Genomic DNA, 24,043 nt, shown 5'->3' with positions numbered 1-24,043 from the left:
TCGGAGCGCGGGCCGGGCCATTCTTCCCGTTGAATGAGGGGCAACCGACGACGTGGAGGAGAGCGAGATGAACCGCACCCGGCGGGTATTCGGGCGGCCCTGGTTCATCGGCGTGCTGGTGGCGGGGCTCGTCGCGGTCGCCGCGGGCCTGTACTGGTTCCAGCCGTGGCAGCTCTGGGTGGACGAAACGGTGCAGGAAGCGCTGCCCGAGCCCGCCGCCGCACCGGCGACGGTGTCCGTGCCGCCGGTGTCCGTGCCGTCTCGCCCGGCGGAACCCGCCGACCTCGCGACCGGCAGGCTGATCAGCCACGAGCACCGGACCGCCGGAACCGTCCGGATCCTGCGTGCGGCCGACGGATCGCTCGTGCTGCGCCTGGAAAACCTCGAGACGAGCAGCGGCCCGGACGTGCACGTCTGGCTCACCGACGCGCCGGTGAAGCCGGGCAAGGACGGCTGGGCCGTCTTCGACGACGGCAAGCACCTCGACGCGGGCAAGCTCAAGGGCAACAAGGGAAACCAGAACTACCCGCTGCCGGCCGGGACGGACTTGGCCGGTTATCGCAGCGTGAGCCTCTGGTGCGACCGCTTCGACGTTTCCTTCGGCGCGGCGGAACTGGCCGGCCGGTACACCGAGGACTGAGCGCGACCAGGTCGCCGTCAACAACCGTTTGCCGCACCCGGCTCTCCCGCGCCGCGCGCCGCCACCGCGTCGAGCAGCTCGGTGGCCGTCGCGCAGGCTTCATCGGTGATGATGTGCTCGGTGCCCGGGTCGATGCGCAGGTCCACCTCCGCTCCGGCTTGCCGCAACACCGCGGCTGTCTCCTCGACCCGGTACCGGGGTACCCACGGATCGTGCTCGATGCTCCGCAGCACCACGGGAACCCCGCGCAGGGCCCGGCTGCCCGGCGCGGGCGGGGTGGTGCCGGGGTAGCCGCCGGTGAACAGGACCAGCCCGGCCACCGGCCGCGGGGCGCTCAGCACCAGGTGCGCCAGCAGGCAGGCGCCTTGGGAAAAGCCCCACAGCACCACCCGGTCACCACCGAAACCGGCCTCGGCGAGCCGGTCGAGGGAGAACTCCAGCACCTGCACCGCCCGGTCGAGCGCGGGCTGGTTGCGCTCGACCGGCTCCAGGAACGACAGCGGATACCACGTGTTGCCCTCGGCTTCGGGCGCGAAGAACCGCGCGGACGCCGTGCCGAGCCGACGTGCCGTCGCCCGCATGAAGGCGGGATCCTGGCCGCGCCCGTGCACGGCGAGCACGGCCAGCGCCGCCCGGTCCGCCGGAGCGCCCCATTCGGTGAGCCCGGCCGTCACCGCGATTCCTGCAGATCGAGGAACACCCACCGCGCGCCGGGGGCCAGGCCGCTCAGGAGCTTGCCGCAGTTCTGCAGCACGACCGGGCTGGAGGTGACGTGCTGGGTGCCCGCGTGCAGGTCGCGGAAGAACCGCTGCAGGACGCCGTGGCGCAGGGCCGCCGTCGCCGCCCACTTGTAGACCGTCTGGCCCACCGCGTGCACCGACCACGTCGTGTTGTTGAGCATCAACCGCGTCAGCGTCTCCTGTTCGGTGTCCAGCGGTTCGCCGCGGTCCAGGGTGTCTTCGTTGGCCGTCCAGACTTCCTTCGCCCACGCCTGCGCCGCCCGCAGTTTCGCCTCGGCCTGGGCGTACTCGGCGTAGAACTGCTGCGTGTCCACCGACGCCCCCGGGACGCCGGTCTTCTTGGCCGCCAACGCTTTCAGCTCGTCGAGCATCCGGCGTCCGACGCCGAGCGCCCAGCCGGCGTGGCAGACGCCGGCCATGTTCGCCAGCCCCATCCGGTAGATCGCGCCGCCGTGCCGGACGTCGGTGGTCGCGATGCCGTACACGTGGCTCTCCGGCACGAACACGTCCTCGCACACGTAGTCGTGGCTGCTGGTCGCCCGCAGGCCCATGACGTCCCAGTTGTCGATGACGGCGGCCTGCTCCTTGGGCAGCGTGAAGACCAGCGGTTCGCCGGTCTCCGCGCACAGCGCGGCGGTGTGGATGTGGGTCGCCATCGAGATCCCGGACGCGAAGTGCCAGTGCCCGCTGATGCGGTAGCCGCCGTCCACCCGGACGGCCGTGCCGAGCTTGGTGCCCTGGCCGGCGATGAGCGCGTGATCGCCGCGGCCGGCGTCCGGGTACAGGTCCGCGGCGGCCTCCGGGCCGAGGTAGGCGGCCGTCGTGCCGGTGACCATCTGCACGGCCATGAACGCCCAGCCGGCCGAAGCGTCCGCATAGGACAGCCGGGCGATCGTGTCGATCACCTGGCGCGGCGAGAACTCGTAGCCGCCGAGTTCGCGGGGGATGCCGATCTTGAACGCGCCGGTGCCCTGCAGGGCCTTGGCGGGCTCGTCGGGCACGCGGCCGAGGACCTCGCCCTGGTCGGCGGTGTCCTCGATGAGCGGCGCGATCGCGTCGAGCCGGGCCATGACCGCGTCGAACTCGGCGCTGACGTGCAGGTGGTTCACAGTGTCCCTCCTCGGGTGGGCAGCGTGGGCAGGATCCAGCCGATGACGGGCCGCACGGTCTCGTCCGAGTTCGCTCGGCCGGCAGCGGGCCCATCGGGCAGGTGACCTCGTGCCCGCCGGCCACGTGCGGTGCGGTCGTGCGCGCCGCCCTCAGATGTCGATCGGTTCCAGCCGGCCCAGGATCTCGTCGCGGCGGTGTTCGAACTGTTCCGGCAGCTGGAAGCGGCTGCCGAGCTCGTGCGGGGACTCGTCGCAGGTCCAGCCGCCGTCGGCGTGGGTGACGGCCAGCTCGAACAACGCGCCGCTCGGGGTGCGGACGTAGACGCTCTTGAAGTACTTGCGGTCCTTGAGCTCGGAGATGTCGGTGTAGCCGCGGCCTTCGATCTCGAACTTCAGCGCGTCCTGGTTCTCCAGGGTGGCGGCGTTCCACGCGAAGTGGTGGTAGGTGCCGGCGCCGTAGCCCCAGGTGCCCTGGTCGTCGGTGCGGTTGACGGTGATCTCGAGGTGGTTGCCGTGCTTGGCGTCGCCGATCTGCAGCCCGATGACGTCGCCCTCCTCGGCGAGGCCGTCCTGGGCGTGGAACGACTCGCCGGCGAATTCGACCATGCGGTCGGGCGTGGCCATGTGCACCCCGACGCCGTGGATGCCGTGGATCGCGTGCTCCGGCGGCACGCCGTGGCCGGGGTGGCCGGCCCGGTCGTCGCCGCTGTTGCCGACGAACCGGTACTCGATGCCCGAGGGGTGCCGGAACGCGAGCCGGCGCCTGCCGAACCGTTCGACGTCGGTGACCTCGACGTCGTGCTCGGTCAGCCGGCCGTGCCAGAAGTCCAGCGAGTGCTCCGGGACCGACAGCAGGACCTCGCGGGCCTGGTTGGTGCCGCGCTTGCCGAAGAACCCGGCCTGCGCCCACGGGAAGGTCGTGACGACGCTCGAGGGGTCGCCCGCGGCGTTGGAGTAGTAGAGGTGGTAGATCGGCAGGGAACCGTCGAACAGGACGGTGCGCTTGATGAAGCGCAGGCCGAGGATCTTGACGTGGAAGTCGACGTCCTCCTGGGCGTCCGCCACGGAAAGCGTCACGTGGTGCGAACCTTGCACGTGGGTCATGGATGGCTCCTCTGCGCTGAGACGTCCGCCGACGCGAACTCTAGGAACACCGCGAGCCGGCGGGTGGCGCGAGAGCGCACGGTGGTGTCGAGCCGGCGCACTGGTCCGCGGCGCGGCGGCTGGGTACCGTGGGCGGGACCGACCGTGGAGTGCGCCGATGACGTCATTCGCATCGCTGCCCGAGCAGTTCACCGGCTTGGCCCCGCGACCGATCACGCTCACGTCGTGGGCGGCCGCGGTCCGGCGCAGTGTGCTGAGCTTCGAGTTCGACTGCGACCGGCCGGAGCAGTTCACCGGCCGCGTCCGTGACCGGCACCTTCACGGCGTCAGCTTCGTCGACATGGCCTCCGGACGGCACGCGGCGCATCGCGACCACCGCACGATCCGCCCCGTCGACGCCGGGTTCTACGTGCTCACCCTGCAGCTCGCCGGCGAAATCCGCATCGCGCAGGACGGCCGGGCCGCGCTGCTGAAACCCGGTCTGTTCGCGTTGTACGACTCGGGCAAACCGGCCACCCTGACCGTGGGCGACGGCTACCGCTCCACCTGCATCCGGTTCCCGAAGAGCGCGATCACGTCCCGGCCGGGCGATCCGCTGGCCGAGATCACCGCGACGCCGTTCGCCTGCGCGCCGGGCCTCACCGACACGGTGTGGAGCACGGTGCTCAGCGTCAACCGGAACCTGGAGGCGCTCGGGCCGCACGGGCCCACCGCCGTCCGGTCGCTGATGACCCTCGTCGGCACGATGCTGCGCAGCGAACTCGGGCCCCCCGTGCCGGCGCGGCCCCCGCACGAGGAGCTGCTCGAGCGGATCCTCGCCCACATCGACGGCCACCTGGCCGACCCCGGTCTCGACCCCGGCCGGATCGCCGCCGCGCACTTCCTTTCGCCGCGGGCGCTGCACAGCCTGTTCGAGCGGACCGGCACCACGGTGTCCCGCTGCATCCGCGACCGCCGCATCGAACGCTGCCGGCTCGACCTCGCCGACCCGGCACTCGCGCACGTCCCGGCGTCCGCGATCGGTGCCCGGTGGGGGTTTCGCGGGGCATCGCACTTCGGGTCGGTTTTCAAGCGGGAGAACGGCTTGGCGCCCGCAGAGTTCCGGCGGCGGGTGCTTGCGGTTGGGCCGCTCGGCGTTTCGTGAGGGTCTGCCGTAGTTTGAGCGGCTTGGCGCCCGCGGGTTCCGGTGGCGGTCCGATCGGCGTTTCTTGGGGATGCGCCGAGGCTTGAGCGGGGTGGCGCCCGCGGGTGGCGGTGCTTGCGGGTGGGCCGCTCGGCGGTTCCCGATGGTCTGCCGAGGCTTGAGCGTTCCTTGAGCGCCTGGCGTGTTACTGCCGGTGGAGGCCGGCGAGCACGGCGTCCAGGCTCGGGAGCCACCGGCGCTGCGGATCCGGGGCGACCAGCCACTCCGCGCCCGGCGTGCCGCGCCGGGGGTCGAGGGGCAGGGGGAGCAGCGTGCCCCACGCGAGCACCTCGACGGTCCGGGGGAGTTCGAACTGCGGCGGGATGAGGCCGTCGGTTTCCGCCAGGATCGCCACCCGTTGTCCCTGCTGGGTCGGCATGACCACGGCCGGGCCCTGGCAGCCGTTGGCGGCGAGCCGCGCCAGGACCGGGGCGGCACTCAGCTTCGGCAGCGTCGCGGCGCAGATGCCGTTCTCCAGCGACAGGAACGGCTGGCTCCCGCGCCACTGCACCGACCAGCCGAAGAGCCGCCGGTACACCGCGTCGGCCCGGTCGCGGGGCGAGACCGGCTGCAGATCCTGGTCGAGCGACATCTTCGGCGCCTTCCGCTCGGGGTGAGGATGCCAGGTTAGCGGCACTGAGTGCCACTAGCAAGCCGGGCTGCTACTTTTCCCGTCATGACCGACGCACCGCACCGCGCGCCCGCCACTCGGGCCGGCGCCACCCCCGCGGGCCGGCGGCGGCTGCGGCGCGCGCTCGCCGCGGCGGCCGTGGACCTGTTCGCGGCGAACGGCTACGAGGCCACCACGGTGGACGACATCGCGGCCGCGGCCGGCATCGGCCGCCGGACGTTCTTCCGGTACTTCGAAACCAAGGACGACGTGCTCTTCGCCAACCACGACGAGATCGTGGCCGAGATGGAAGAGGTGTTCGCGGCCGCGGACCCGGGGCGCGATCCGGTCGAAGTGGCGTGTGCCGCGGTCGGGCTGGTCCTGGACGCCTACGCCGACGACCTCGACGTCTCGCTCAAGCGCTTCGCCTTGACCCGCGCCGTGCCTTCCCTGCGCGACAAGGAGGTCGCGACGGTCGATCGCTACCAGCGCGTGCTCACGCGGTACCTGCAGGCACGGTTCGAGGACCAGGGCGACGAGGCGGCCAGCCTGCGTGCGGCCGTGCTCGCCGCGGCGATCGCCGCCGCCAACAATCACGTCCTCCGGCGCTGGCTGCGCAGTGGCGGGAAGGGCGACATCCAGGCCGACGCGGCCGAGGCGTTCGCGCTGGTCGCCGACGCTTTCCGAGCGCGGGCCGGCACCGAGGGCGGCGACGCCGCCACGGTGGTCGCCGTGCTGACCACGGCGACTCCGCTGCAGCAGGTGCTCGCCGAAGTCCGGGCCGCGCTCGGTGGCGAGCGGCCCGTTTCTTGACCTGGATGGCACTCAGTGCCACGCCCGGACAGGCTCGCGGCGAGTCCGGCAACAGCCACCCGGGCGAGGCGGTGGCGGTGAAGGCGATCGGCCTTGGCGGCCGGTGTTCGTCACGTCGTCAAACGCGCATTCTGTTTCCTCGCAGTGCTTCTTGATCGTCCAATGTGGACAGTGACCGCGCGTGCGTGACGCTACCGTGACCAGTCACCTGATTGGCGGGTTGGCATCCCTTCGGTGCTCGGTATGGTTTTCACCAACTGGCATCGGATTCGACCGTTGGTGCCGGGGAACTTCTGGGGGCTCGCTCGGGGGAATCGCAGACACGGTGCACGGCGCCGTCGGCGCAGGGTCGCGCCCGCAGTCTGCCGCAAGCGCGCACGGACGCTCGGCTCGCGTGGCGCTTTCCCTTCACCAGCGCGGCTTCCGGGGCTGATCCCGTTCCCCGGCGTGGGAGGAGCGACAGTGCAGCAAGCCGGAACGGTACCGGCGCTCGTCGGGCAGTGGGTGAGCCGCACACCGGAGGCCGAAGCGGTCGCCGACGCGCGCACCGGCGCGAGCCTGACCTACGCCGCGCTGTGGCGGCGTTCGGGCCGGTTCGCCGGCGAGCTGGCGGCCGCCGGTGTCGGGCGCGGCGACGTCGTCGGCGTCACCACGCCGCGGTCCCCCGACCTCGTGGTGGCCGTGCTCGGCATCCTCCGGGCCGGCGCCGCCTACCTGCCGGTCGACCCCCAGGCCCCGCCCGGCCGGGTCGCGACGATCCTCGGGGACGCCGGCGCGCGGGTCGTGGCCGGCCAGCCCGCCGCGAACCTGCCGTCGCTGCCGGTCCCGGACGCCGGTGGCGGCCCGGCGGCACCGGAGGTCGAGCTGACCGGGGAAGACGTCGCCTACGTCTGTTCCACGTCCGGGTCCACCGGGACGCCCAAGGGGGTGCTGGTCCCGCACCGCGCCGTCCGCCGGCTCGCGACCGGGGCGCGGTTCTGCACGCTCGGCCCCGGGGACCGCGTCGCGAACACGGCCAACCCGGCCTTCGACGCGACCACGTTCGAGCTGTGGAACACCCTCGGCAACGGCGCCACCGTGGTCGTGCTGCCGACCGTGGCCGAGCTGCCGCCGCCGGAGTGGGCGCGGCTGGCCCGGGACGCCCGGGTGTCCGCGGCTTTCCTGACGACGTCGTTGTTCCACGCGGCGGCGCGGGAACACCCCGCCGCCTTCGGGTTCCTGGACACGCTGGTGGTCGGCGGCGAACAGCTCGACCTCGGCGCGGTGCGCGAGGTGCTCGCCCACGGCGCGCCCGGCCGGCTGGTCAACGGCTACGGGCCGACCGAGACGACGACCTTCGCCACCTTCTTCGACTGCACACCGGAGTCCCTGGCCGGGCTGGACCGCATCCCGATCGGGTTCGCGCTGCAGGAAACCACCCTCGCGGTCGTCGGCGAAGACGGCGAGCCGGTCGCGGCCGGGGAGACCGGCGAGCTGCTCGTCGGCGGCGCCGGTGTCGCGCTCGGCTACCTCGGGCGGCCGGACCTGACCGCGGAACGGTTCGTGCCGGACGAGACGGGCGCGCCGAGCTACCGCACGGGAGACCTGGTGCGCGAATTGCCCGGTGGCGCGCTGGAACTGGTCGGGCGGCGCGACCGCCAGGTGAAGCTGCGCGGGTACCGGATCGAGCTGGAGGAGATCGAGAAGGCCGCGGCGGCCGTCGACGGGGTGGCGGCGGCGTTCGTGGAGAAGGTCGGCGATGGCCCGTCGGCGTGGCTGGCGGGGTTCGTGCTACCGGCGGCGGGTGGTGGCCCCGGTCCGGCGGAGCTGTCGGCCGCGCTCGGCCGGGTGCTTCCGGCCTACATGGTGCCTGCCCGCTGGATCGTGCTCGACGAGGTTCCGCTGGGAGCTACCGGAAAAGCCGACCGCGCGGCCCTGCTCGCGTCGCTGGATCGGCCGCCCGGCTCGCCGGTTGCGCCGCCCGGGCCGGTTGCAGGGTCGGCGGCCGGCGTGCTGGGGCGGGCGGCCGATGGGCTGGACGCGGAGTCGGTCGGTGGCGTGCCCGGTCGCACATCCGGCGGGCCGGTCGCTGAGCTGGCGGGTGGCGTGCCGTCGCGGCCGCCTGGTGAACCGGCTGCTGGGCTCGCGGGTGGCCTGCCGTCGCGGCCGCCTGGTGAACCGGCTGCTGGGCTCGCGGGTGGCGTGCCGGATCGGGCGTCCGGCGAGCCGGTTGCGGGGTCGGCGGCCGGCGTGTCCGAGCGGTCGTCCGGTGAGCCGGCGGGGGATGTGCTGGAGCGGGCGTGGCGCGAGGTGCTGGGCGTGACCGGCACCCCGGCCGATGCGAACTTCCTCGACCTCGGCGGGAATTCCATCCTGGCCATGCAGGTGGCCTCCCGGGTGCGCAGCGGCCTGGGGATCGTGCTGGAGCCGGCGGATGTCCTGCTGGCGGAGTCGTTCGGCGAGCTCGCCACGCGGGTTCGGGAGCTGCAACACCCATGAACGGCCCCGCTCCGGCCGCCGTGATCCGGCGGCCGGGGCGGGGTGATCACGACCGGAGGGCGTCCCGGTGGGCCTCGGCGGCCGCGCGCAGCTCCGGTGAATAGCGCACCCGGCCGCCCGGGCCGCCGTAGCGGCGCTTTCGGGTGCCGCCGGTCCGGCGGATCATCGTCAGGCTGTTCTGGGTCAGTTTCTGCGATTCGAGGAGGTTGACGACTTCCAGCTCACCCGGATTCGTGCGGGCGAACTCGCCGATGTACCGGACAATCACCTCACCCTCCGGATAGGTCAGCAGATAATGCATCAGGACGATTCCGCCGTCCGGGTTGATGCGTTCCCAGAAATTGTCGAAAAAGTACAGGCACTCCCAGGCGTCGACCCACGCGAAGTCGATCGGTGCGAACCCCTCGGGCAGCCGGTCGGCGCAGTCGCGGATATCGGCGTTGACGACCGTCACCAGGTCCTCCAGCCGCAGTTCCCGGAGCACGCCGAGCACCCGTTCGGCCGAGGACTCGGGGATCGACAGGTCGTCGACGGCGACCAGGGACGGCCGGTACGGCCGGAGGTGGAACTCCGGGGTGACCAGGGCCGGCGCGGCGTTGAGCCACGTGTCGTCGAGCTCGTCGTGGTCGGCGAGGTGGCGGCTGGTCTTCTCGGCGAGCGCCGCCGACTCGGCGGCCACCTGGTCCCGCACGTCGGCCAGGGCCGCGGCCAGGAACGGGGTCGTGTACCCCATGCCGACCTCGAGCACCCGGCTCGGCCGGTGCAGGCAGACGAGGTCGGCCAGCAGCCGGGCGATCACCTCGGTGCCCATCTCCGGCACCCGCAGGCGTTCCGCGGCGGCCTGGAATTCGGCGGTGACAAAGCGGTTGAGCTGCACTTTTCCCCCTGGTGCGTGGACGTGGGTCAGCGACCCCGGACGACCGCGGTGACCTCGATCTCGATCAGCGCCTCGGGCCGGAACAGGGCGGCCACGGCGACGGTGGTGCTGGTCGGCAGGTCGCCGGTGAAGTACCGCGCGCGCACCTGCGCGTACGCCGCCCGGTCGGCCATGTCGGTGAGGTAGGTCCGGATGTTGACGACGTCGGCGAACCCGGCGCCGTGCGCCTTCAGGATCGCCCCGATCACCTCCAGGGTCCGTTCGGCCTGCACCGCGACGTCGCCCTCGCCGACGATCGCGGCGTTGTCGTCGTCGAGGGCGACCTGGCCGGAGAGGATGAGGAGCGCGCCGTCGCCGAAGTCCAGCCGGGCCACCTGGGAGTAGGGGCCGGCCGGGGCGGGCGCGGTCGCCGGATTGCTGAGCTCGGTGCGCATGTTCGTCCTTTGTTCACCTGCCGGGAATTCCGATTAATCGGCGAGGCCCGGTCAATTCGATCACGTCCGCCCGGCACGATACCTGATCGGCTCCGGGAGTGAGCGAATGATCAGGGAATCGCCGACGAAGGTGGGTCGTGACCCAGATCACATAATGATCTACGAAAAGGTTGCCTATGGTGGTCGGCAGGGGGTGTGAAAGTTGCGCGAAATTCGCGAACAAGGTCGAATTCCGACGTCCTCGCCCATTGCTTCGGCCGATCGGCCGCACGGCGGTCCCGGCCCGGGGGAGGCGCCGCTGTCGGCGGCCCAGCGCCGCCTGTGGCTGGTGGACCAGGCCGCCCCGGGCGCGGCCACCTACAACGTCCCCGTCTTCCTGCGGTGGCACGGCCGGGTGGACGTGCCCGCCCTGCGGGCCGCGCTCACCGAGGTCGTCCGGCGGCACGAGGTGCTGCGCACCCGGTACCTCCTGCGGGACGGCGATCCCGTGCAGCAGGTGGTCCCGGCGGCCCCGGTCGACGTCGAGGTCGTCGCGACCGAAGACGCCCGTGAAAGCGCTTCACACCGGGTCGCCCTGCCGTTCGACCTGGCCGCGGGCCCGGTCCTGCGGGCCACCGTCTTCCACGGCGCCGAGGACGCGGTGCTGCTCGTGCTGCACCACATCGCCTTCGACGGCTGGTCGCTCGGCCGGCTCGGCACCGACCTCGCGCTGGCCTACGACGCCGCCGTGCGCGGCCGGCCGGTGCGGCTGCCCGGGCTCGGCGAGCAGTACGCCGAGTTCGCCCGCCGCGACGCCGCGGACGCCGGCTCGGCCGAAACCGCGGACCGGATCCGGCAGCGGCTGGCCGAACTGGCCGGGGTACCGGCCGGGCTGACCCTCGCCGGGGCCCTGCCGAAGGAGCCCGGCCGCCGGGTGGTCCGCGACGGTGCCGAGCAGGTCGCCGTCCTGCCCGCGCCGTTGTGGCAGTCGGTGGCGGACTACGCGCGGGCCCACCGGTTGACGCCCTTCGTGGTCCTGTTCTCCGCCTTCCAGTTGCTGCTGCGGCTGCGCTCGGCGCGCACGGAGTTCCTGGCCGCCGCGATCACCGCCAACCGGAGTTCGGTCGAGGTCGAAGACCTGGTGGGGTTCTTCGTCAACACGGTGCCGCTGCGGTGCGCCGTGCCGGACGGCGCCGGCTTCACCGAACTGTGCCGCCGGGTGCGCGGCGAGGCCTACCGGGCGCTGACCCACCAGCGCATCCCGTTCGACCGGCTCACCGCGGCCGCCCGGACCGAGCTCGTCGACGTCGCCTTCGCGCTGCAGAACTTCCCCCGGCCGGCCGCGGACGTCCCGGTGCGCTGGGACCAGCCGGAGATCCTGCCGACCGGCACGGCCAAGTTCGACCTCCTGCTCACCGTCGAGCCGCGCGGCGACGAGGCCCGGGTGAGCCTGGAGCACGACACCGGCCGGTACCCCGCCGAGGTCGCGGCCGCGCTGCTGGAGTCCTATGTGGACATCCTGGCGCTGGTCCTCGCCGACCCCGCCGCCGACCTCTCGCGGTTCGCCGCGGAGCCGCCCGCCGAAGAGCCCGTCCGGGCGGAAGCGCCTGCCACCACGGCGTTGTCCGGCACGCAGCACCGCGCCGCGGAGCTGTTCGCAGCCGCGCTGGGCGAGCTGGGGGCGGAAGCGGGGCAGCTCGGGCCCCGGGCGGACTTCTTCGCCCTGGGCGGGCATTCGCTGCTCGTCGTGCGCATGCTCCGCAGGATCGAGGAGGAGACCGGCGTGGCCCTCTCCGCCCGGCGGTTCCTGGCCGACCCGACGGTGGCCGGGCTGGCGGCCCTGCTCGCCGAACCGGCCCCCGCCGCGGCGGCCCCGGCCCCGGCCGATCCCGGGCCGGAGCGCCCGGCGACCGCGGCACAGCAGCGGTTCTGGTCGCTGGACCGGCTGCCGTGGCTGCGGCAGGCCTACGTCGTGCCCGCCGTCCTCGAGCTGCCCGCGGGCACCGACCCGGGCAGGCTGCGGGACGACACCGCCGAGGTGCTGGCCCGCCACGACGCGTTCCGCTCGGCCTTCCGGCTGGACCGCAAGCGCCGCCGGGTCGTGGTCCGGGCCGGCGACGCGGTGCCGCCGGTGACCGTGACCGACGCACGGTCGTGGGACGCGCCCCGGCTGGCGGCCCACCTCGCCGAGGCCTGCTGGCGCGGGTTCGACCTCGCCGCGGGACCGCTCGCGCGGGCCGAGGTCGTCCGCCACCGCGACGGCGTGCTGCTGGTCGTCGTGGCCCACCACATCGCCTGCGACGGGCCGTCGATGGACCTGGTGCTGCGGCAGATCGCCGCGCTGGGCCGCGGCGAGCCGCTCGCCCCGGCCACCCCGCCGTCGCCCGCCGAGGAAGCGGGAGCCGACCAGGACACCGATGCCGTCATCGCGCGGCTGGCCGGGGCGCCGGTGGACGTCGAGTTGCCCCACGACCGGCCCCGGCCGCCCGAGCAGAGCACCGAAGCGCTGGTGGTGCGCGCGTCGCTCGGTCCCGAGCGGGCCACCGCCCTGCGCGCGGCCGCGACCGCCGCCGGGTGCACGCCGTTCCTGCTCGGCGCGGCGCTGCTCGGCGTCGCCCTCGCCCGCACCGGCTCCCAGCGCGACTTCCTCTTCGCCTTCCCGTGGTCGACCCGCTCGGCCCGGGACGAGGAGGTGGTCGGGATGTTCGTCGACACCCTGCTGCTGCGCGTCGACCTGCGGGACGGCCCGTCGTGGACCGAGCTGCTGGGCCGCGTCCGCGCGGCGGGCCAGGCCGCGTTCGGCACGTCGCTGGCGCGCTTCGACGCCGTCGCCGCGGCGCTCGACCCCGACCGCGACACCAGCCGGCCGCCGGTGACCCCGGTGTACCTGACCGTGCGCGACACCCCGCCGCCCGGCCGGCTGCGGCCCCTGGAACCCCTGCACATCAAGTACGAGCTCGAGTTCACCGTCGTCGACGACGCGGGCGACCTGGCCTTCGAGCTCGCCGGGCTGACCGCCCTGTTCGACCGCGGCACGGCCGAAACCCTGCTCGCCGCGATAGTCACCGCCGCCGAGGACCTCAGCACCGGTCCGTCGGCCCGGCCACTGGAGGAAATGTGACGACCAGCGAAGGAACCGGCACCGAACTCGAGGAGCGGGTCCGCGCGGTGTGGGCGGAGATCCTGGACCTCGCCGACCCGGCGGCGCTGCCGCTCGACCGCGACTTCCTCGACGCGGGCGGCTCGTCGCTGCTGCTCGTGATGCTCTGGGAGGACCTGCGCGAGCTGACCGACCGGCAGCTGCGGGTGTCGGACCTGTTCCGGCACTCGACGATCCGCGCGCAGGCGGCGTTCCTCGCCGGCACCGAAGACCGGGTGGCCGCCCCGGCGGGCCCGGCCGCGCGTGGTGCCCTGCTCGGCCGAGCCGGTGGGCGGGCATGAGTTCTCCGACCGATATCGCCGTCATCGGCGTCGGCTGCCGGTTCCCCGATGCCTGGACGCCCGCGCAGTACTGGCGCAACATCGAGCGCGGTGTCGTCTCGATGCGCGAGCTGAGCGACGAGCAGCTGCGCGCGGCCGGGCACTCCGAAGCGGCCCTCGAAACGCCTGGGTTCGTCCGGGTCGGCGCGTCGCTGCCGGGCGTGGCCGACTTCGCCGCCGAGTTCTTCGGCTACAAGGCCCGCGAGGTCGACGCCATCGACCCGCAGCAGCGGATCTTCCTCGAAGCCTGCTGGGAGGCCCTGGAGTCGGCGGGACACCCGCCGCGCCCGGACGGTCCGGTCACCGGGGTCTTCGCCAGCAGCGCGGCCGGCAACTACTCGGCCGCGGTGTTCGCGGCGCGCGTCCGCGACGAAGGCCTCGCCGCCGCGGTCGGCGACCTGGACCTGACCCTGGGCGGCCAGGCGGACTTCATGACCTCCCGCGCCGCCTACAAACTGGGCCTGCGCGGGCCTTCGGTGAGCGTGCAGACCGGGTGCTCGTCGTCGCTGACGGCGGTGCACTACGGCACGCTCAGCCTGCTGTCCGGCGAGAGCGACCTGGTGCTCGCAGGCGGGGCGACGGTGCTCGACCCGCTGCTCGGCTACCAGCCGGCTCCGGGCGGGTGGGTGTCGGAAGACGGGTACGTGCGGTCCTTCGACGCGAAGTCGAGCGGGACGACGTACGGCTCGGGCGTCGGCGTGGTCGTGCTGCGGCGGCTGGCCGACGCGCTCGCCGACGGTGATCCCGTGCTGGCGGTGCTGCGCGGCACCGCGGTCGGCAACGACGGCGGCGACCGCCTCGGGTACGTGGCGCCCAACCTGGACGGCGTCGCGGACGTCGTGGCGGCCGCCCTGCGCGTCTCCGGCGTCCCGGCCGGGCTCGTCCGCTACGTCGAGGCGCACGGCACCGGCACCCCGCTGGGGGACCACGTCGAGCTGCTGGCGCTGGCCAAGGCGTTCCGGCTGAGCACCGCGGACACCGGCTACTGCGGGCTCGGCTCGGTGATGGCGAACATCGGGCACCTCGGCCCGGCGGCGGGCATCGCCGGGTTCATCAAGGCCGTGCACGTCGCCCGCACCGGCGTCCTGCCGCCGCACCCGGCGTTCGACTCCCCGCGGGACCCGGCCGAGCTGGCCGCGAGCCCGTTCCACGTGCCGACCGAGCGGGTCGCCGACCCGGCCGCCGACCGGCACGTCCTGGTGAACTCGATGGGCGTGGGCGGGACCAACGCGGTCGCGGTGCTCGCCGCGCCGCCGGAGCCGGCACGTCCTCCGGCGGAGGCGGGCGACACGGTCCGGCTCGTGCTCTCCGCGCGCACGCGGGCCGAGCTGGACGCGTTGTCGCGGCAGCTCGCCGACGAGCTCGACACGCCGGGCGCCCCGATCGGCGACATCGCGCACACGCTGCGGGTCGGCCGGGCCGCGTTCGGCGAACGGCGGGTCGTGACGGCCCCGCCCGGCCGGCTCGCCGCGGCCCTGCGGCTGCCCCGGCCCCCGCTGGCCGCCACCGCCCGCCCGGCGCCGCGCCGCGCGGTCGTCGTCGGGACGCAGCCGCCGGCCGGCCTGCTCGCCGCCCTCCCGCCGGACACCACCGTGTCCACTGTGGACCCCGGGGCGGCGGACGGGATCCACCGGATCTTCGCCGACGGGCCGGGCGAGCTCGACGAGCTGCTGACAACGGCGTGGCTGAACGGCGTCGACGTCGACTGGGCGGCCGCCGCGGGCGAGACCGGCCGCCGGGTCCCACTGCCGACGTACCCCTTCCAGCGCAAGCGGTTCTGGCCGCTGGACCGGCTGGACGTGTTCGCGCCCGCCCGCCCGGCCGAATCGCCGGCGGTGGCGACGGGGTCGCTGGAGGACGACATCGCCGCCCTGTGGGGTGAACTGTTCGAGCGCGAGACCGTCGGTGTCGACGAGGAGTTCGGCGCGCTGGGCGGGACGTCGCTGCTGTCGGTGCAGATGGCGCTGCGGCTGCAGCAGCGGCACGGCGTGCTGGTCAACGTCCACCGCGCGGGCGGCAGCCGGGCCACCGTGCGGCGGCTGGCCGGGATCGTGCGCGCGCAGCTGGCGGACGGCACCACCGAACCGTCCGAAGTGGACGACCACGGCGCACTGGTCGACGCCGACCTGAAGCTGCCGCTCGCCCCGATGTCGCGGCGGCGGGCGCCGGGCCGGGACGTCCTGCTCACCGGCGCCACCGGCTACCTCGGCGCGTTCCTGCTGCACGAGCTGCTGAAGACGACGCCGGGCCGGGTGTACTGCCTGGTGCGGGCCGCGGACCCGGCGGAGGCGGCGGCCCGGCTGCGGGAGGCGGCCGCCGCGGTGGCGCTGCCCGCGCCCGATCCGGACCGCGCCGTCGCCGTGCCCGCGGACCTGCGCACCTTCGGCGAGACCGCGGACGCGCTGGCCGACGGGGTGCTGCCGGACCGGATCGGGCACGTCGTGCACTGCGCGGCCCGGGTGGTGTTCACCGAGCCGTACCGGGTGCTGCGCGAGGACAACGTCCTGCCGCTGGTGGACCTGCTGAACTGGGTGCGCCGCCACGGCATCCGCGACTTCAGCCTGGTCTCGACGCTGGCCGCGACCGCGCCGGCGAGCGGAACCGACGGCACCCGCCTGGAGACGCGGCGCCAGCCGCTGCACCCCGACCTCGGCGGCTACGGGATCAGCAAGTGGGTCGGCGAGCGGCTGCTGGAGCGGGCCGAAGAGGACGGCATCCGGGCGCGGGTGTTCCGGCCGGGCCTGATCATGGCGGCCGGCGACACGGGCGCGTGCAACACACGGGACCTGGTGTGGCTGATGCTCGCCAGCGGCTTGGCCACCGGTACCCACCCGCTGGACGACCGCGCCGAGCCGGTCGCCCCGGTCGACGTCATCGCGCGCGCGATCGCCGAGCTGGCGCTGAGCCCGGCCTCGGCGGGCCGGGTCTACCACCTGGCCGACGAGCGCTCGATCGGCACCCGGGACCTGTTCGGCCTGCTGGCGGGCACCGGCCTGGAGACCGACCCGATGCCGTTGCCGGATTGGCGGGCGATGGTGGCCAAGGAGGCGCTGGCCCGCGACAGCCGCGTGCTGTCGGCGGTCGCGCTGTACGAACTCGAGGGCCACGAGCTGGCCGAGGACGCGGTGCAGGTGCGCGCTTGGCAACCCTGGCTGCGGCGGCGAGGCCTCAGCTCGGCCATCGACGGCGCGCAGCTGCGCCGAGGCCTGGCCTTCCTGGCCGCGCACGACGAAGCGTTCGGCGAGCTGCTGCCCGAACTGGCGAAGGAGGGCAAGTGAGCGGCGAACGGCTGGCGGTGCTCGCCGCCGGGGTCATGGGCACGGCGATCGCGACGCCGGCGGCGGGTCACGGCCTGCCGGTGACGGTGGTCGACGTCGATTCGGTGCGGCTGGCGGCGGTGGGCGCCGAGGTGCGGGGGCGGCGGGGCGGTGTCCCGGCTCGGGAGCTGCCGGAATTGGCGAGGGAGGGCAAGTGAGCGGCGAACGGCTGGCGGTGCTCGGCGCCGGGGTGATGGGCACGGCGATCGCGACGCTGGCGGCGGGTCACGGCTTGCCGGTGACAGTGGTCGACGTCGATCCGGCACGCCTCGAGGCGGTCGAGGCCGACATACGCGGCCAGCTGCGGCTGGCCCAGCTGATGGGGAAGCTGCCCACCGACGTCGCCGCCGGGGCAATCACCCCCGCGGACAGCATCGCCGCGGTGGCGGAGGCCGACGTCGTGATCGAGTCGATCACCGAGCGGCCCGAGCTGAAGGCGAAGGTGCTCGCCGAGGTGTCGGCCGTCGTGCGGCCGGGGGCGCTGCTCGTCTCCAACACCTCCGCCATCCCGATCGACGAGCTCGCGGCCTCCGTCACCCACCCCGGGCGGCTCGTCGGCATCCACTTCATGAACCCGCCCTACCTGATCCGCGCGGTCGAGCTGATCCGCGGGCCGCGCAGCACCGACACGGCGATGGCCGCCGCCACCGCCCTGCTGGACCGGCTCGGCCGGGAACCCGTCGTCGTCGGCGACGGGCCCGGCTTCGTCATCAATCGGATCCTGCAGCGGACGATCAACGAAGCCGCGCGGATCGTCGAGGAGGGCATCGCGACCCCCGAGGCGGTGGACGCGGCGTTCACCGGCTGCCTCGGGCACACGACCGGGCCGCTGGCCACCGCCGACCTGATCGGCCTGGACAACGTCGTCGACTCGCTGCGCGTGCTGCACGAACGCACCGGCGACGCGGGCTACGAACCGTGCGCGCTGCTGCTGCGCAAGGTCGCCGACGGCGACTTCGGCCGCAAGACCGGCCAGGGCTTCCACCGACACTGACCCGAGGAGAGCTGTGAGCACAACGACCAACCGGGAGCCGGTCACCGCGGACGCGGTCCGGGCGGACCTGCTGGCCTTCCTGGAGCAGCGCACGAAACAGGCCGTCGACCCCGATCTCGACCTGTTCGCCTCCGGGCTCGTCTCGTCGATGTTCGCCATGGAACTGGTGGTGCACCTGGAGAGCGCGTTCGGCCTGGCGATCGGCGGCCCCGACCTCAAGCTGGACCACTTCCGCACGGTGACCGCGATGACCGCGCTGGTGCTGCGGCTGCGGGAGACCGCCGATGGCTGAGCCGCACGCCGAGGCGGCCGCCCTCGCCACCGGGCTCGCCGCGGACGCCGCCGCGGGCTGGGACCTCGCCGGGGAACTGCCCCGGGAGGTGCTGCGCGAGCTCGGCGTCAAGGGCGTCCTGTGCGCGCAGGTGCCCCCGGACCACGGCGGCCTCGGACTGTCCAGTGTGGACAACGGGGAACTGACCGTGCACGTGGGCACGCTCTGCGGTTCGCTGCGCAGCGTGCTGACGTCGCAGGGCATGGCGGCCTGGGCGGTGCAGCGGCTGGGCACCGCCCGCCAGCGCGCCGCCCACCTGACCGCGCTCACCGGGGGCGCGCTCGCCGGCGTGGCGTTCAGCGAGCCCGGTGCCGGCAGCGACCTCGCCGCGATGGAGACGACGCTGACCGTCGAGGGCGACGAGGTCGTCGTCGACGGCGCGAAGGTGTGGGTCACCGTCGGGGCCTACGCCGATCTGCTGGTCGTGATCGGGAAGCTGGCCGGCCAGGCCGGGTGCGTGGTCGTGCCCGCCGACGCGCCGGGGGTCCGCGTGACGCGGGTGCCGGACCCGCTCGGGTGCCGCGCCGCCGGGCACGCCGACGTCCGGTTCGACCGGGTCCGGCTGCCTGCCGACGCGCTGCTCGGCGGCACCGCCCTCCCGCTCGGCATGCTGGTGACGACCGTGCTCACCTACGGCCGGATCTCCGTCGCGTGGGGCTGCGCGGGCATGCTGCGCACCTGCCTGGCCGAGGCCGCCCGGCACGTCTCGGCGCGGCGGCAGGGCGGGGTGGCCCTGAGCGAGCACCAGCTCGTCCGCCGGCACCTGGCCGGCCTGTACGTCGCCGAACGGTCCGCGACGCTGGCCTGCGCCCGGGCCAGCCGGTGCTGGGACGAGGGCGACCCCGACCTCGGCGGCGCCGCCGTGCTGGCCAAGCACGTCGCCGCGACCGGAGCGGCGGCGGGCGCGGCCACCGCCGTGCAGCTGCTGGGCTCGGCGGGCGCCCGCGACGGGCACCCGGTCGCGCGCGCGTACCGGGACGCGAAGCTGATGGAAATCATCGAGGGCAGCAACGAGATCAGCGAGCTCGTGCTGGCCGAAGAAGCCCTGCGGACGTGGGCATGACGGGAGCGGACATGATCGGGATCGGCACCGTCCACTGTGTCCTCCCCGAGGACTTCACCGAGGTGACGGCACTGTCCGAACTGGACTCGTTGCCGACCGAAGAGGCCGAGTTCGCGACGGCCAGCGGGGTATCGCGGGTCGGGGTCTTCCCGGAGGCCGACACGGCGGAGTACGCGACCCGGGCGTGCCAGGAGCTGCTCAAGGAGACCACCGGCGAACCCGACGTGCTCGTCATGGTCGGCCCGCGGGCGCCGGACGTCCTGCTGGGCTCGGACGTCGGCCGGGTCCAGGCCGGCTGCGGGCTGCAGAAGACGTTCTCCTTCACCGTCGACGGGCTCGGCTGTGCGGGCTCGAGCGTGGCGTGGGCGCTGGCCCGGGACCTGTTGCTCGCGGACCCGGCGAAGCAGAGCGTCCTGATCACGCACGCGAGCCGCCCGGCCGGCGCCGACCGCGTCCGCTACCCGGTCACCGTGATCGGGGACGGTGCCTACGCGATGACGGTGGTCCGCGGCGGGCGGCCGGAGCTGGTGGCACACCGGCAGGAGACCGACGGCAGCTTCCACGACCTGTTCCGCGTCGACTACAAGCAGGCGCCCTGGTACGAGTGGCGCGAAGAGTGCTCCTCGCCCGACCGCTACCGGTTCGAGCTCGCCATGCACAGCAGGCTGCGGCTGAGCCGGCTGGTCGACGAGGTGCTCGCCGACGCCGGCCTGGGCAAGGACGGGGTCGCCGCCACGCTCATGCAGAACGTGACCGCGAGTGCGTACGACTTCTACGAAACCCTGCTGGGCCTGCCGATCCACCCGGTGTGCGCCCGGAACCTGGCCGGGTACGGGCACGTCGGCGCGATGGACGTCGTGCTCAACCTCGACGCGCTGCTCCGCTCGGGCGAGGTCTCGGCGGGGGAACACGTGCTGGTGTTGAACAACAGCCCGGTGGCCGCGTGGGCGGTGTCGCTGTGGCGGGTCTGAGCGGGAAGGGAACAGCGGTGACTACGGTGAAGTGCCTGGTCTGGGACCTCGACAACACGTTGTGGCGGGGCACCCTGCTGGAGGACGCCGAGGTCGGCGTGGCCGAGGAGGTCCGCGCGGTGGTGCGCGAGCTGGACGCGCGCGGCATCCTGCAGTCGGTGGCCAGCCGCAACGACCACGACCACGCCTGGGAGCGGCTGGAGGCGCTCGGCCTGGCCGAGTACTTCGTGCTGCCGAAGATCGGCTGGGGCCGCAAGTCCGACTCGGTGCGCGAAATCGCCGACGAGCTGAAGTTCGCGCTCGGCACCATCGCCTTCGTCGACGACCAGCCGGTCGAACGCGCGGAGGTCGCCCACCACCTGCCCGAGGTGCGCTGCTACGACGCCACGGACGTGCTGGAGCTGCTCGGCCGGCCGGAGTTCAGCCCGGCCACCGTCACGGTCGACGCGCGGCGGCGCCGCACGATGTACCAGGCCTCCTTCCGCCGCGACGCCGCCCGCGACCGCTTCGACGGACCCGACGAGGACTTCCTGCGCTCGCTGGACCTGGAGCTCGGGATCCGGCGGGCGGGGGAGGAGGAGCTCTCCCGTGTGGAGGAACTGACCCTGCGCACCAGCCAGATGAACGCCACCGGCGTGCACTACCCGGACGCCGTGCTGCGCGGCCTGCTCTCCGACGAGCGGCACGAGGTCCTGGTGACCACGCTGACCGACCGGTTCGGCCCGCACGGCGCGGTCGGGGTGCTGCTGGTGGCCAAGGACGCCGGGGCGTGGCACCTCAAGCTGCTCGCGACCTCGTGCCGGGTGGTCTCGTTCGGCGTCGGCGCGATCGTGCTCGGCTGGCTCGCCGACCAGGCCGCGCGGGCCGGGGCGCACCTGGTCGCCGACTTCCGGCCGACCGCGCGCAACCGGATGATGGAGATCGCCTACCGGTTCGCCGGCTACACCGAAGACCCCTGCGGCTGTCAGGCCGGCCTGGCGCCGGCCGACGAGGGCGTCCAGCGGCTGCACCTGGTCCCGCGGCGCACGGATCCGCCGGCCACGATGAAGGTCACCGCGCCTTCGCTGACCGGCGTGGCGGTGACGGCGTGACGCTCTACGAAATCTTCGCCGGCACCGCCGCCCGCACGCCCGACGCCGTGGCGGTCGAGATCGGCGCGACGGAACTGACCTACGCGCAGCTGCACCGGTGTGCGCTCGGGCTGGCCGGGCGGATGGTGGCCGAGCACGGCGGTCCGCCGGCCCGGGTGGCGCTGCTGGCCGCGCACAGCGTGACGACGTTCGCCGGGTACCTCGCCGCGCAACGGCTGGGCGCCGCCGTCCTGCCGCTGAACCCGGGCTATCCGGTGCGGCGCAACCGGACGGTGTGCGAGCTGGCCCGTCCGGACGTGCTGATCGCCGACGAGTCGGGTGCCCCGCAGCTGGCCGGCCTCGCGGACGCGGTCCCGGCCGTGCTGGCCCCCTCGGACGCCGACGTGCTCGCCGGGGCGGGGGAACCACCGCTGCCCGCGCACCCGGCCGACGACGACGCCGTCGCCTACCTGCTGTTCACCTCCGGCTCCACCGGGCGGCCGAAAGGCGTGCCGATCCGCCACCGCAACGTCGTGCCCTACGTCGAGCACAACGTCGAGCGCTTCGCGGTGGGCCCGGGCTGCCGGATGTCGCACACCTTCGACCTGACCTTCGACCCGTCGGTGTACGACCTGTTCGTCACCTGGGCGGGCGGTGCGACCCTGGTCGTGCCGGGCAAAGCGGAGCTGCTCAGCCCGGTCGACTACCTGGTGGACCGGGCGATCACGCACTGGTTCTCGGTCCCGTCGGTGGTCTCGGTCGGCGACGAGCTCGGCACCCTGCCCAAGGGGCGGGCGACCGGGGTCCGGCACAGCGTGTTCATCGGCGAGCCGCTCACCTACGACCAGGCCGAGAGCTGGCAGGCCGTGGCGCCCGACGCGGTGATCACGAACGTCTACGGCCCGACCGAGCTGACCGTGGCCTGCACCGAGTTCCGGCTCGGCCTCGACCCGCTGAGCTGGCCGCCGACGTCGAACGACACGGTGCCGATCGGCCCGGTCTACGACTTCCTCGACCACGTGGTGCTCGGCGACGACGGGCAGCCCGCCGAGGAGGGCGAGCTGTGCGTCCGGGGGCCGCAGCGGTTCGACGGCTACCTCGACCCGGCCGACGACGCCGGGCGCTTCCTGGCCCACGGCCCGGACGGCACGACACCCTACGAAGGCGGCGGCCTGACCCCGGAGCACTACTACCGCACCGGGGACCGCGTCCGGTTCGAGGAAGGCGGGCTGGTGCACCTGGGCCGGCTCGACAACCAGGTGAAGGTGCGCGGCTACCGCGTCGAGCTCGGCGAGATCGAGGCCGCACTGCGCCGCCACGAGCGGATCGGCCAGGCCGTGGTGCTCGCCCGCCCGGCCGGCGGCGAGACCGTGCTCGTCGGGTTCTACACCGGTGACGAGCAGCCGCCCGGGGAGTTGCGGCGGTGGCTGCGCAAGCACGTCCCGCTGCACATGGTGCCGCGGCGGCTGGTGCACCTGGCCGCGCTGCCGCTCAACGCCAACGGCAAGATCGACCGGCCGGCGCTGCGCGAGCAGCCCGCGTTCACCGCTCTCGAGCTCGAGCCGAGCGGCCGGTGACCGCCGGGACGCGGCTGCGCGCGGCGCTGGCCGAGCTCGTGCCGCCCGCGGGCGTCGTGCGCGTGATCAGCGTCAGCAACCTGGCCAAGACGACCGCGCACGGCATCATCATGTCCGTCAGCGTCCTGTACTTCACCGGCTCGCTGGGCCTCGCCGCGGCGCAGGTCGGGCTGGCCCTGACCATCGGCGCGCTGGCCGGGATGGTCGTCGCGGTGCCCGCCGGGCACGCGGCCGACCTGCTCGGCCCGCGCAACGCCACGGTCATCGCCCTGTGCGCCCTCGGCGTCACCGCGTGCGGGTACGCGTTCGTCGGCAGCTTCGCCTGGCTCACGGTGACCGCCTGCCTGGTGCTGATGGGCGAGTCCGCGACCGACGCCTCGCGCGGCACGCTGGTGGCGGCCGTGGTCCCGCCCGAGGACCGGGTGCGGGCGTGGTCGTACTTCCGCTCCATCGCGAACATCGGCGTCTCCGCGGGCGCGGTGCTCGGCGGGATCGGCCTGTACTTCGACTCGCACACGGGGTACGTCGTGCTGCTCCTGCTCGCCGGGGTGCTGTTCGCCGTCGCCGGGCTCTGCTACCTGCGGGTGCCGAGCGTCGAGCCGGTGGCCCAGCCCGCCGGCGGGCCGCGCCTGCGGGTCCTGCGCGACCGGCCGTACGCGGCGTTCGCGCTGATCAACGCCGTGCTGATCATGAACGGCCCGCTGCTGACGGTCGCGCTGCCGCTGTGGATCGCCCGCCGCACGGCGGCGCCGTCGTCGCTGTTCTCCGCGCTGCTGGTGCTCAACACCGTGTGCGTCGTGCTGCTGCAGGTCCGGGTCAGCAAGGGCGCGGAGAAGCCGGACGGTGGCGCGAAGTCGTTGCGGCGCGCGGGATTCGTCCTCGCCATCACCTGCGGGCTCTACGCGTTCGCGGCCGGGCTGCCGGTGTGGGCCGCGGTGCTGGTGCTGGTCTCCGGCGCGCTGGCGCACGTGCTGGGGGAGATGCTGCACAGCGCCGGTGCCTGGTCGCTGGCCTACGGCCTGGCCCCGGACCACGCCCAGGGCCAGTACCAAGGCCTGTTCGGCATGTCGACCCAGCTCGGGTCGACCGTGGCGCCGTTCGCGGTGACCGTGCTCATCATCGGCGGCGGCGCGCCGGGCTGGCTGGCCTTCGGTGCGGTGATGCTGCTGGCCGGGCTGGCCGCGCCCGCCGTCGTCCGCTGGGCCGGCGCCACCGCCGCGGACCGGGCGGCGGTCCCTCTCGGCCCGGCCGCCCCGGCAACCGACAACTGACC

General features: G+C 73.9%; 21 protein-coding genes. 15 read left to right on the top strand and 6 right to left on the bottom strand.

Features of this window, described 5'->3' with window-relative positions:
• Nucleotides 1-67: 67 nt before the first annotated feature.
• Nucleotides 68-640, top strand: a complete 573-nt coding sequence (locus ACWDN5_RS17305; protein ID WP_449677013.1) for a DM13 domain-containing protein — start codon at nucleotides 68-70, stop codon at nucleotides 638-640.
• 17 nt (nucleotides 641-657) lie between these two features.
• On the opposite strand, the gene ACWDN5_RS17300 is transcribed toward ACWDN5_RS17305, so the two are convergent.
• From ACWDN5_RS17300 to ACWDN5_RS17290, 3 genes are all read right to left on the bottom strand, one after another.
• The gene (locus tag ACWDN5_RS17300) at nucleotides 658-1,314 is read right to left on the bottom strand and encodes an alpha/beta hydrolase (RefSeq protein ID WP_310970056.1); all 657 of its coding nucleotides are present in this window, start codon (nucleotides 1,312-1,314) and stop codon (nucleotides 658-660) included.
• Nucleotides 1,311-2,489, bottom strand: coding sequence for an acyl-CoA dehydrogenase (locus tag ACWDN5_RS17295; RefSeq protein ID WP_449677012.1), 1,179 nt, complete (start codon nucleotides 2,487-2,489; stop codon nucleotides 1,311-1,313). The genes ACWDN5_RS17300 and ACWDN5_RS17295 overlap by 4 nt, the downstream gene beginning before the upstream one ends.
• A gap of 150 nt (nucleotides 2,490-2,639) precedes the next feature.
• Complete coding sequence (locus ACWDN5_RS17290) at nucleotides 2,640-3,593, bottom strand: VOC family protein (RefSeq protein ID WP_449677011.1); 954 nt, start codon at nucleotides 3,591-3,593, stop codon at nucleotides 2,640-2,642.
• Between the two features lie 157 nt (nucleotides 3,594-3,750).
• Between ACWDN5_RS17290 and ACWDN5_RS17285 the strand changes: the two genes are divergently transcribed.
• Complete coding sequence (locus ACWDN5_RS17285) at nucleotides 3,751-4,737, top strand: AraC-like ligand-binding domain-containing protein (RefSeq protein ID WP_449677010.1); 987 nt, start codon at nucleotides 3,751-3,753, stop codon at nucleotides 4,735-4,737.
• A 184-nt stretch (nucleotides 4,738-4,921) separates the two neighbouring features.
• Here ACWDN5_RS17285 and ACWDN5_RS17280 read toward each other — a convergent pair whose 3' ends face one another.
• Nucleotides 4,922-5,368 carry a glycogen operon protein GlgX gene (locus tag ACWDN5_RS17280; RefSeq protein ID WP_449677009.1) on the bottom strand — a complete coding sequence of 149 codons (447 nt, stop codon included), beginning with the start codon at nucleotides 5,366-5,368 and terminating at the stop codon, nucleotides 4,922-4,924.
• A gap of 84 nt (nucleotides 5,369-5,452) precedes the next feature.
• Between ACWDN5_RS17280 and ACWDN5_RS17275 the strand changes: the two genes are divergently transcribed.
• Nucleotides 5,453-6,199: a TetR family transcriptional regulator gene (locus ACWDN5_RS17275; RefSeq protein ID WP_310970061.1), complete on the top strand. Its 747-nt coding sequence runs from the start codon at nucleotides 5,453-5,455 to the stop codon at nucleotides 6,197-6,199.
• 462 nt (nucleotides 6,200-6,661) lie between these two features.
• The gene (locus ACWDN5_RS17270) at nucleotides 6,662-8,677 is read left to right on the top strand and encodes an amino acid adenylation domain-containing protein (protein WP_449677008.1); all 2,016 of its coding nucleotides are present in this window, start codon (nucleotides 6,662-6,664) and stop codon (nucleotides 8,675-8,677) included.
• A gap of 46 nt (nucleotides 8,678-8,723) precedes the next feature.
• Here the strand turns inward: ACWDN5_RS17270 and ACWDN5_RS17265 are convergent, their stop codons facing one another.
• Together ACWDN5_RS17265 and ACWDN5_RS17260 are read right to left on the bottom strand one after the other, a co-directional pair.
• Nucleotides 8,724-9,554 (bottom strand): class I SAM-dependent methyltransferase, encoded by an 831-nt coding sequence (locus tag ACWDN5_RS17265; RefSeq protein ID WP_449677007.1) that lies wholly within the window; start codon nucleotides 9,552-9,554, stop codon nucleotides 8,724-8,726.
• Between the two features lie 26 nt (nucleotides 9,555-9,580).
• Entirely contained in the window at nucleotides 9,581-9,988 is a 408-nt protein-coding gene (locus ACWDN5_RS17260; RefSeq protein ID WP_086852962.1) for a RidA family protein, read from the bottom strand.
• 202 nt (nucleotides 9,989-10,190) lie between these two features.
• Here ACWDN5_RS17260 and ACWDN5_RS17255 point away from each other — a divergent pair, with 202 nt between their 5' ends.
• From ACWDN5_RS17255 to ACWDN5_RS17205, 11 genes are read left to right on the top strand one after another with little or no spacing between them, the layout of a single operon-like run.
• Nucleotides 10,191-13,088 (top strand): condensation domain-containing protein, encoded by a 2,898-nt coding sequence (locus ACWDN5_RS17255; protein ID WP_449677006.1) that lies wholly within the window; start codon nucleotides 10,191-10,193, stop codon nucleotides 13,086-13,088.
• Entirely contained in the window at nucleotides 13,085-13,408 is a 324-nt protein-coding gene (locus ACWDN5_RS17250; RefSeq protein WP_449677005.1) for an acyl carrier protein, read from the top strand. The genes ACWDN5_RS17255 and ACWDN5_RS17250 overlap by 4 nt, the downstream gene beginning before the upstream one ends.
• Nucleotides 13,405-16,725, top strand: a complete 3,321-nt coding sequence (locus ACWDN5_RS17245) for a thioester reductase domain-containing protein (RefSeq protein WP_449677004.1) — start codon at nucleotides 13,405-13,407, stop codon at nucleotides 16,723-16,725. The genes ACWDN5_RS17250 and ACWDN5_RS17245 overlap by 4 nt, the downstream gene beginning before the upstream one ends.
• On the top strand, nucleotides 16,722-16,922 hold the full coding sequence (locus ACWDN5_RS17240) for a 3-hydroxyacyl-CoA dehydrogenase NAD-binding domain-containing protein (RefSeq protein WP_449677003.1): 201 nt from the start codon (nucleotides 16,722-16,724) through the stop codon (nucleotides 16,920-16,922). Before ACWDN5_RS17245 ends, ACWDN5_RS17240 begins: the two co-directional genes overlap by 4 nt.
• A complete protein-coding gene (locus ACWDN5_RS17235; protein ID WP_449677002.1) occupies nucleotides 16,919-17,758 on the top strand; it encodes a 3-hydroxyacyl-CoA dehydrogenase family protein in 840 nt (279 codons plus the stop codon). The genes ACWDN5_RS17240 and ACWDN5_RS17235 overlap by 4 nt, the downstream gene beginning before the upstream one ends.
• Before the next feature lie 13 nt (nucleotides 17,759-17,771).
• Complete coding sequence (locus ACWDN5_RS17230; protein WP_449677001.1) at nucleotides 17,772-18,050, top strand: acyl carrier protein; 279 nt, start codon at nucleotides 17,772-17,774, stop codon at nucleotides 18,048-18,050.
• Nucleotides 18,043-19,152, top strand: a complete 1,110-nt coding sequence (locus ACWDN5_RS17225; RefSeq protein WP_449677000.1) for an acyl-CoA dehydrogenase family protein — start codon at nucleotides 18,043-18,045, stop codon at nucleotides 19,150-19,152. The genes ACWDN5_RS17230 and ACWDN5_RS17225 overlap by 8 nt, the downstream gene beginning before the upstream one ends.
• Nucleotides 19,149-20,123 carry a 3-oxoacyl-[acyl-carrier-protein] synthase III C-terminal domain-containing protein gene (locus tag ACWDN5_RS17220; protein ID WP_310970072.1) on the top strand — a complete coding sequence of 325 codons (975 nt, stop codon included), beginning with the start codon at nucleotides 19,149-19,151 and terminating at the stop codon, nucleotides 20,121-20,123. Before ACWDN5_RS17225 ends, ACWDN5_RS17220 begins: the two co-directional genes overlap by 4 nt.
• Nucleotides 20,124-20,149: 26 nt before the next feature.
• A complete protein-coding gene (locus tag ACWDN5_RS17215) occupies nucleotides 20,150-21,214 on the top strand; it encodes an HAD-IIIC family phosphatase (protein ID WP_449677028.1) in 1,065 nt (354 codons plus the stop codon).
• Complete coding sequence (locus ACWDN5_RS17210; protein WP_449676999.1) at nucleotides 21,211-22,770, top strand: amino acid adenylation domain-containing protein; 1,560 nt, start codon at nucleotides 21,211-21,213, stop codon at nucleotides 22,768-22,770. Before ACWDN5_RS17215 ends, ACWDN5_RS17210 begins: the two co-directional genes overlap by 4 nt.
• Complete coding sequence (locus ACWDN5_RS17205) at nucleotides 22,767-24,041, top strand: MFS transporter (protein WP_449676998.1); 1,275 nt, start codon at nucleotides 22,767-22,769, stop codon at nucleotides 24,039-24,041. Before ACWDN5_RS17210 ends, ACWDN5_RS17205 begins: the two co-directional genes overlap by 4 nt.
• Nucleotides 24,042-24,043 lie beyond the last annotated feature (2 nt).

The organism is Amycolatopsis sp. NPDC003731 (assembly GCF_053586895.1).
Note: the sequence above shows the minus strand (reverse complement) of the source record. Positions and strands in the feature narration are given on the sequence as shown.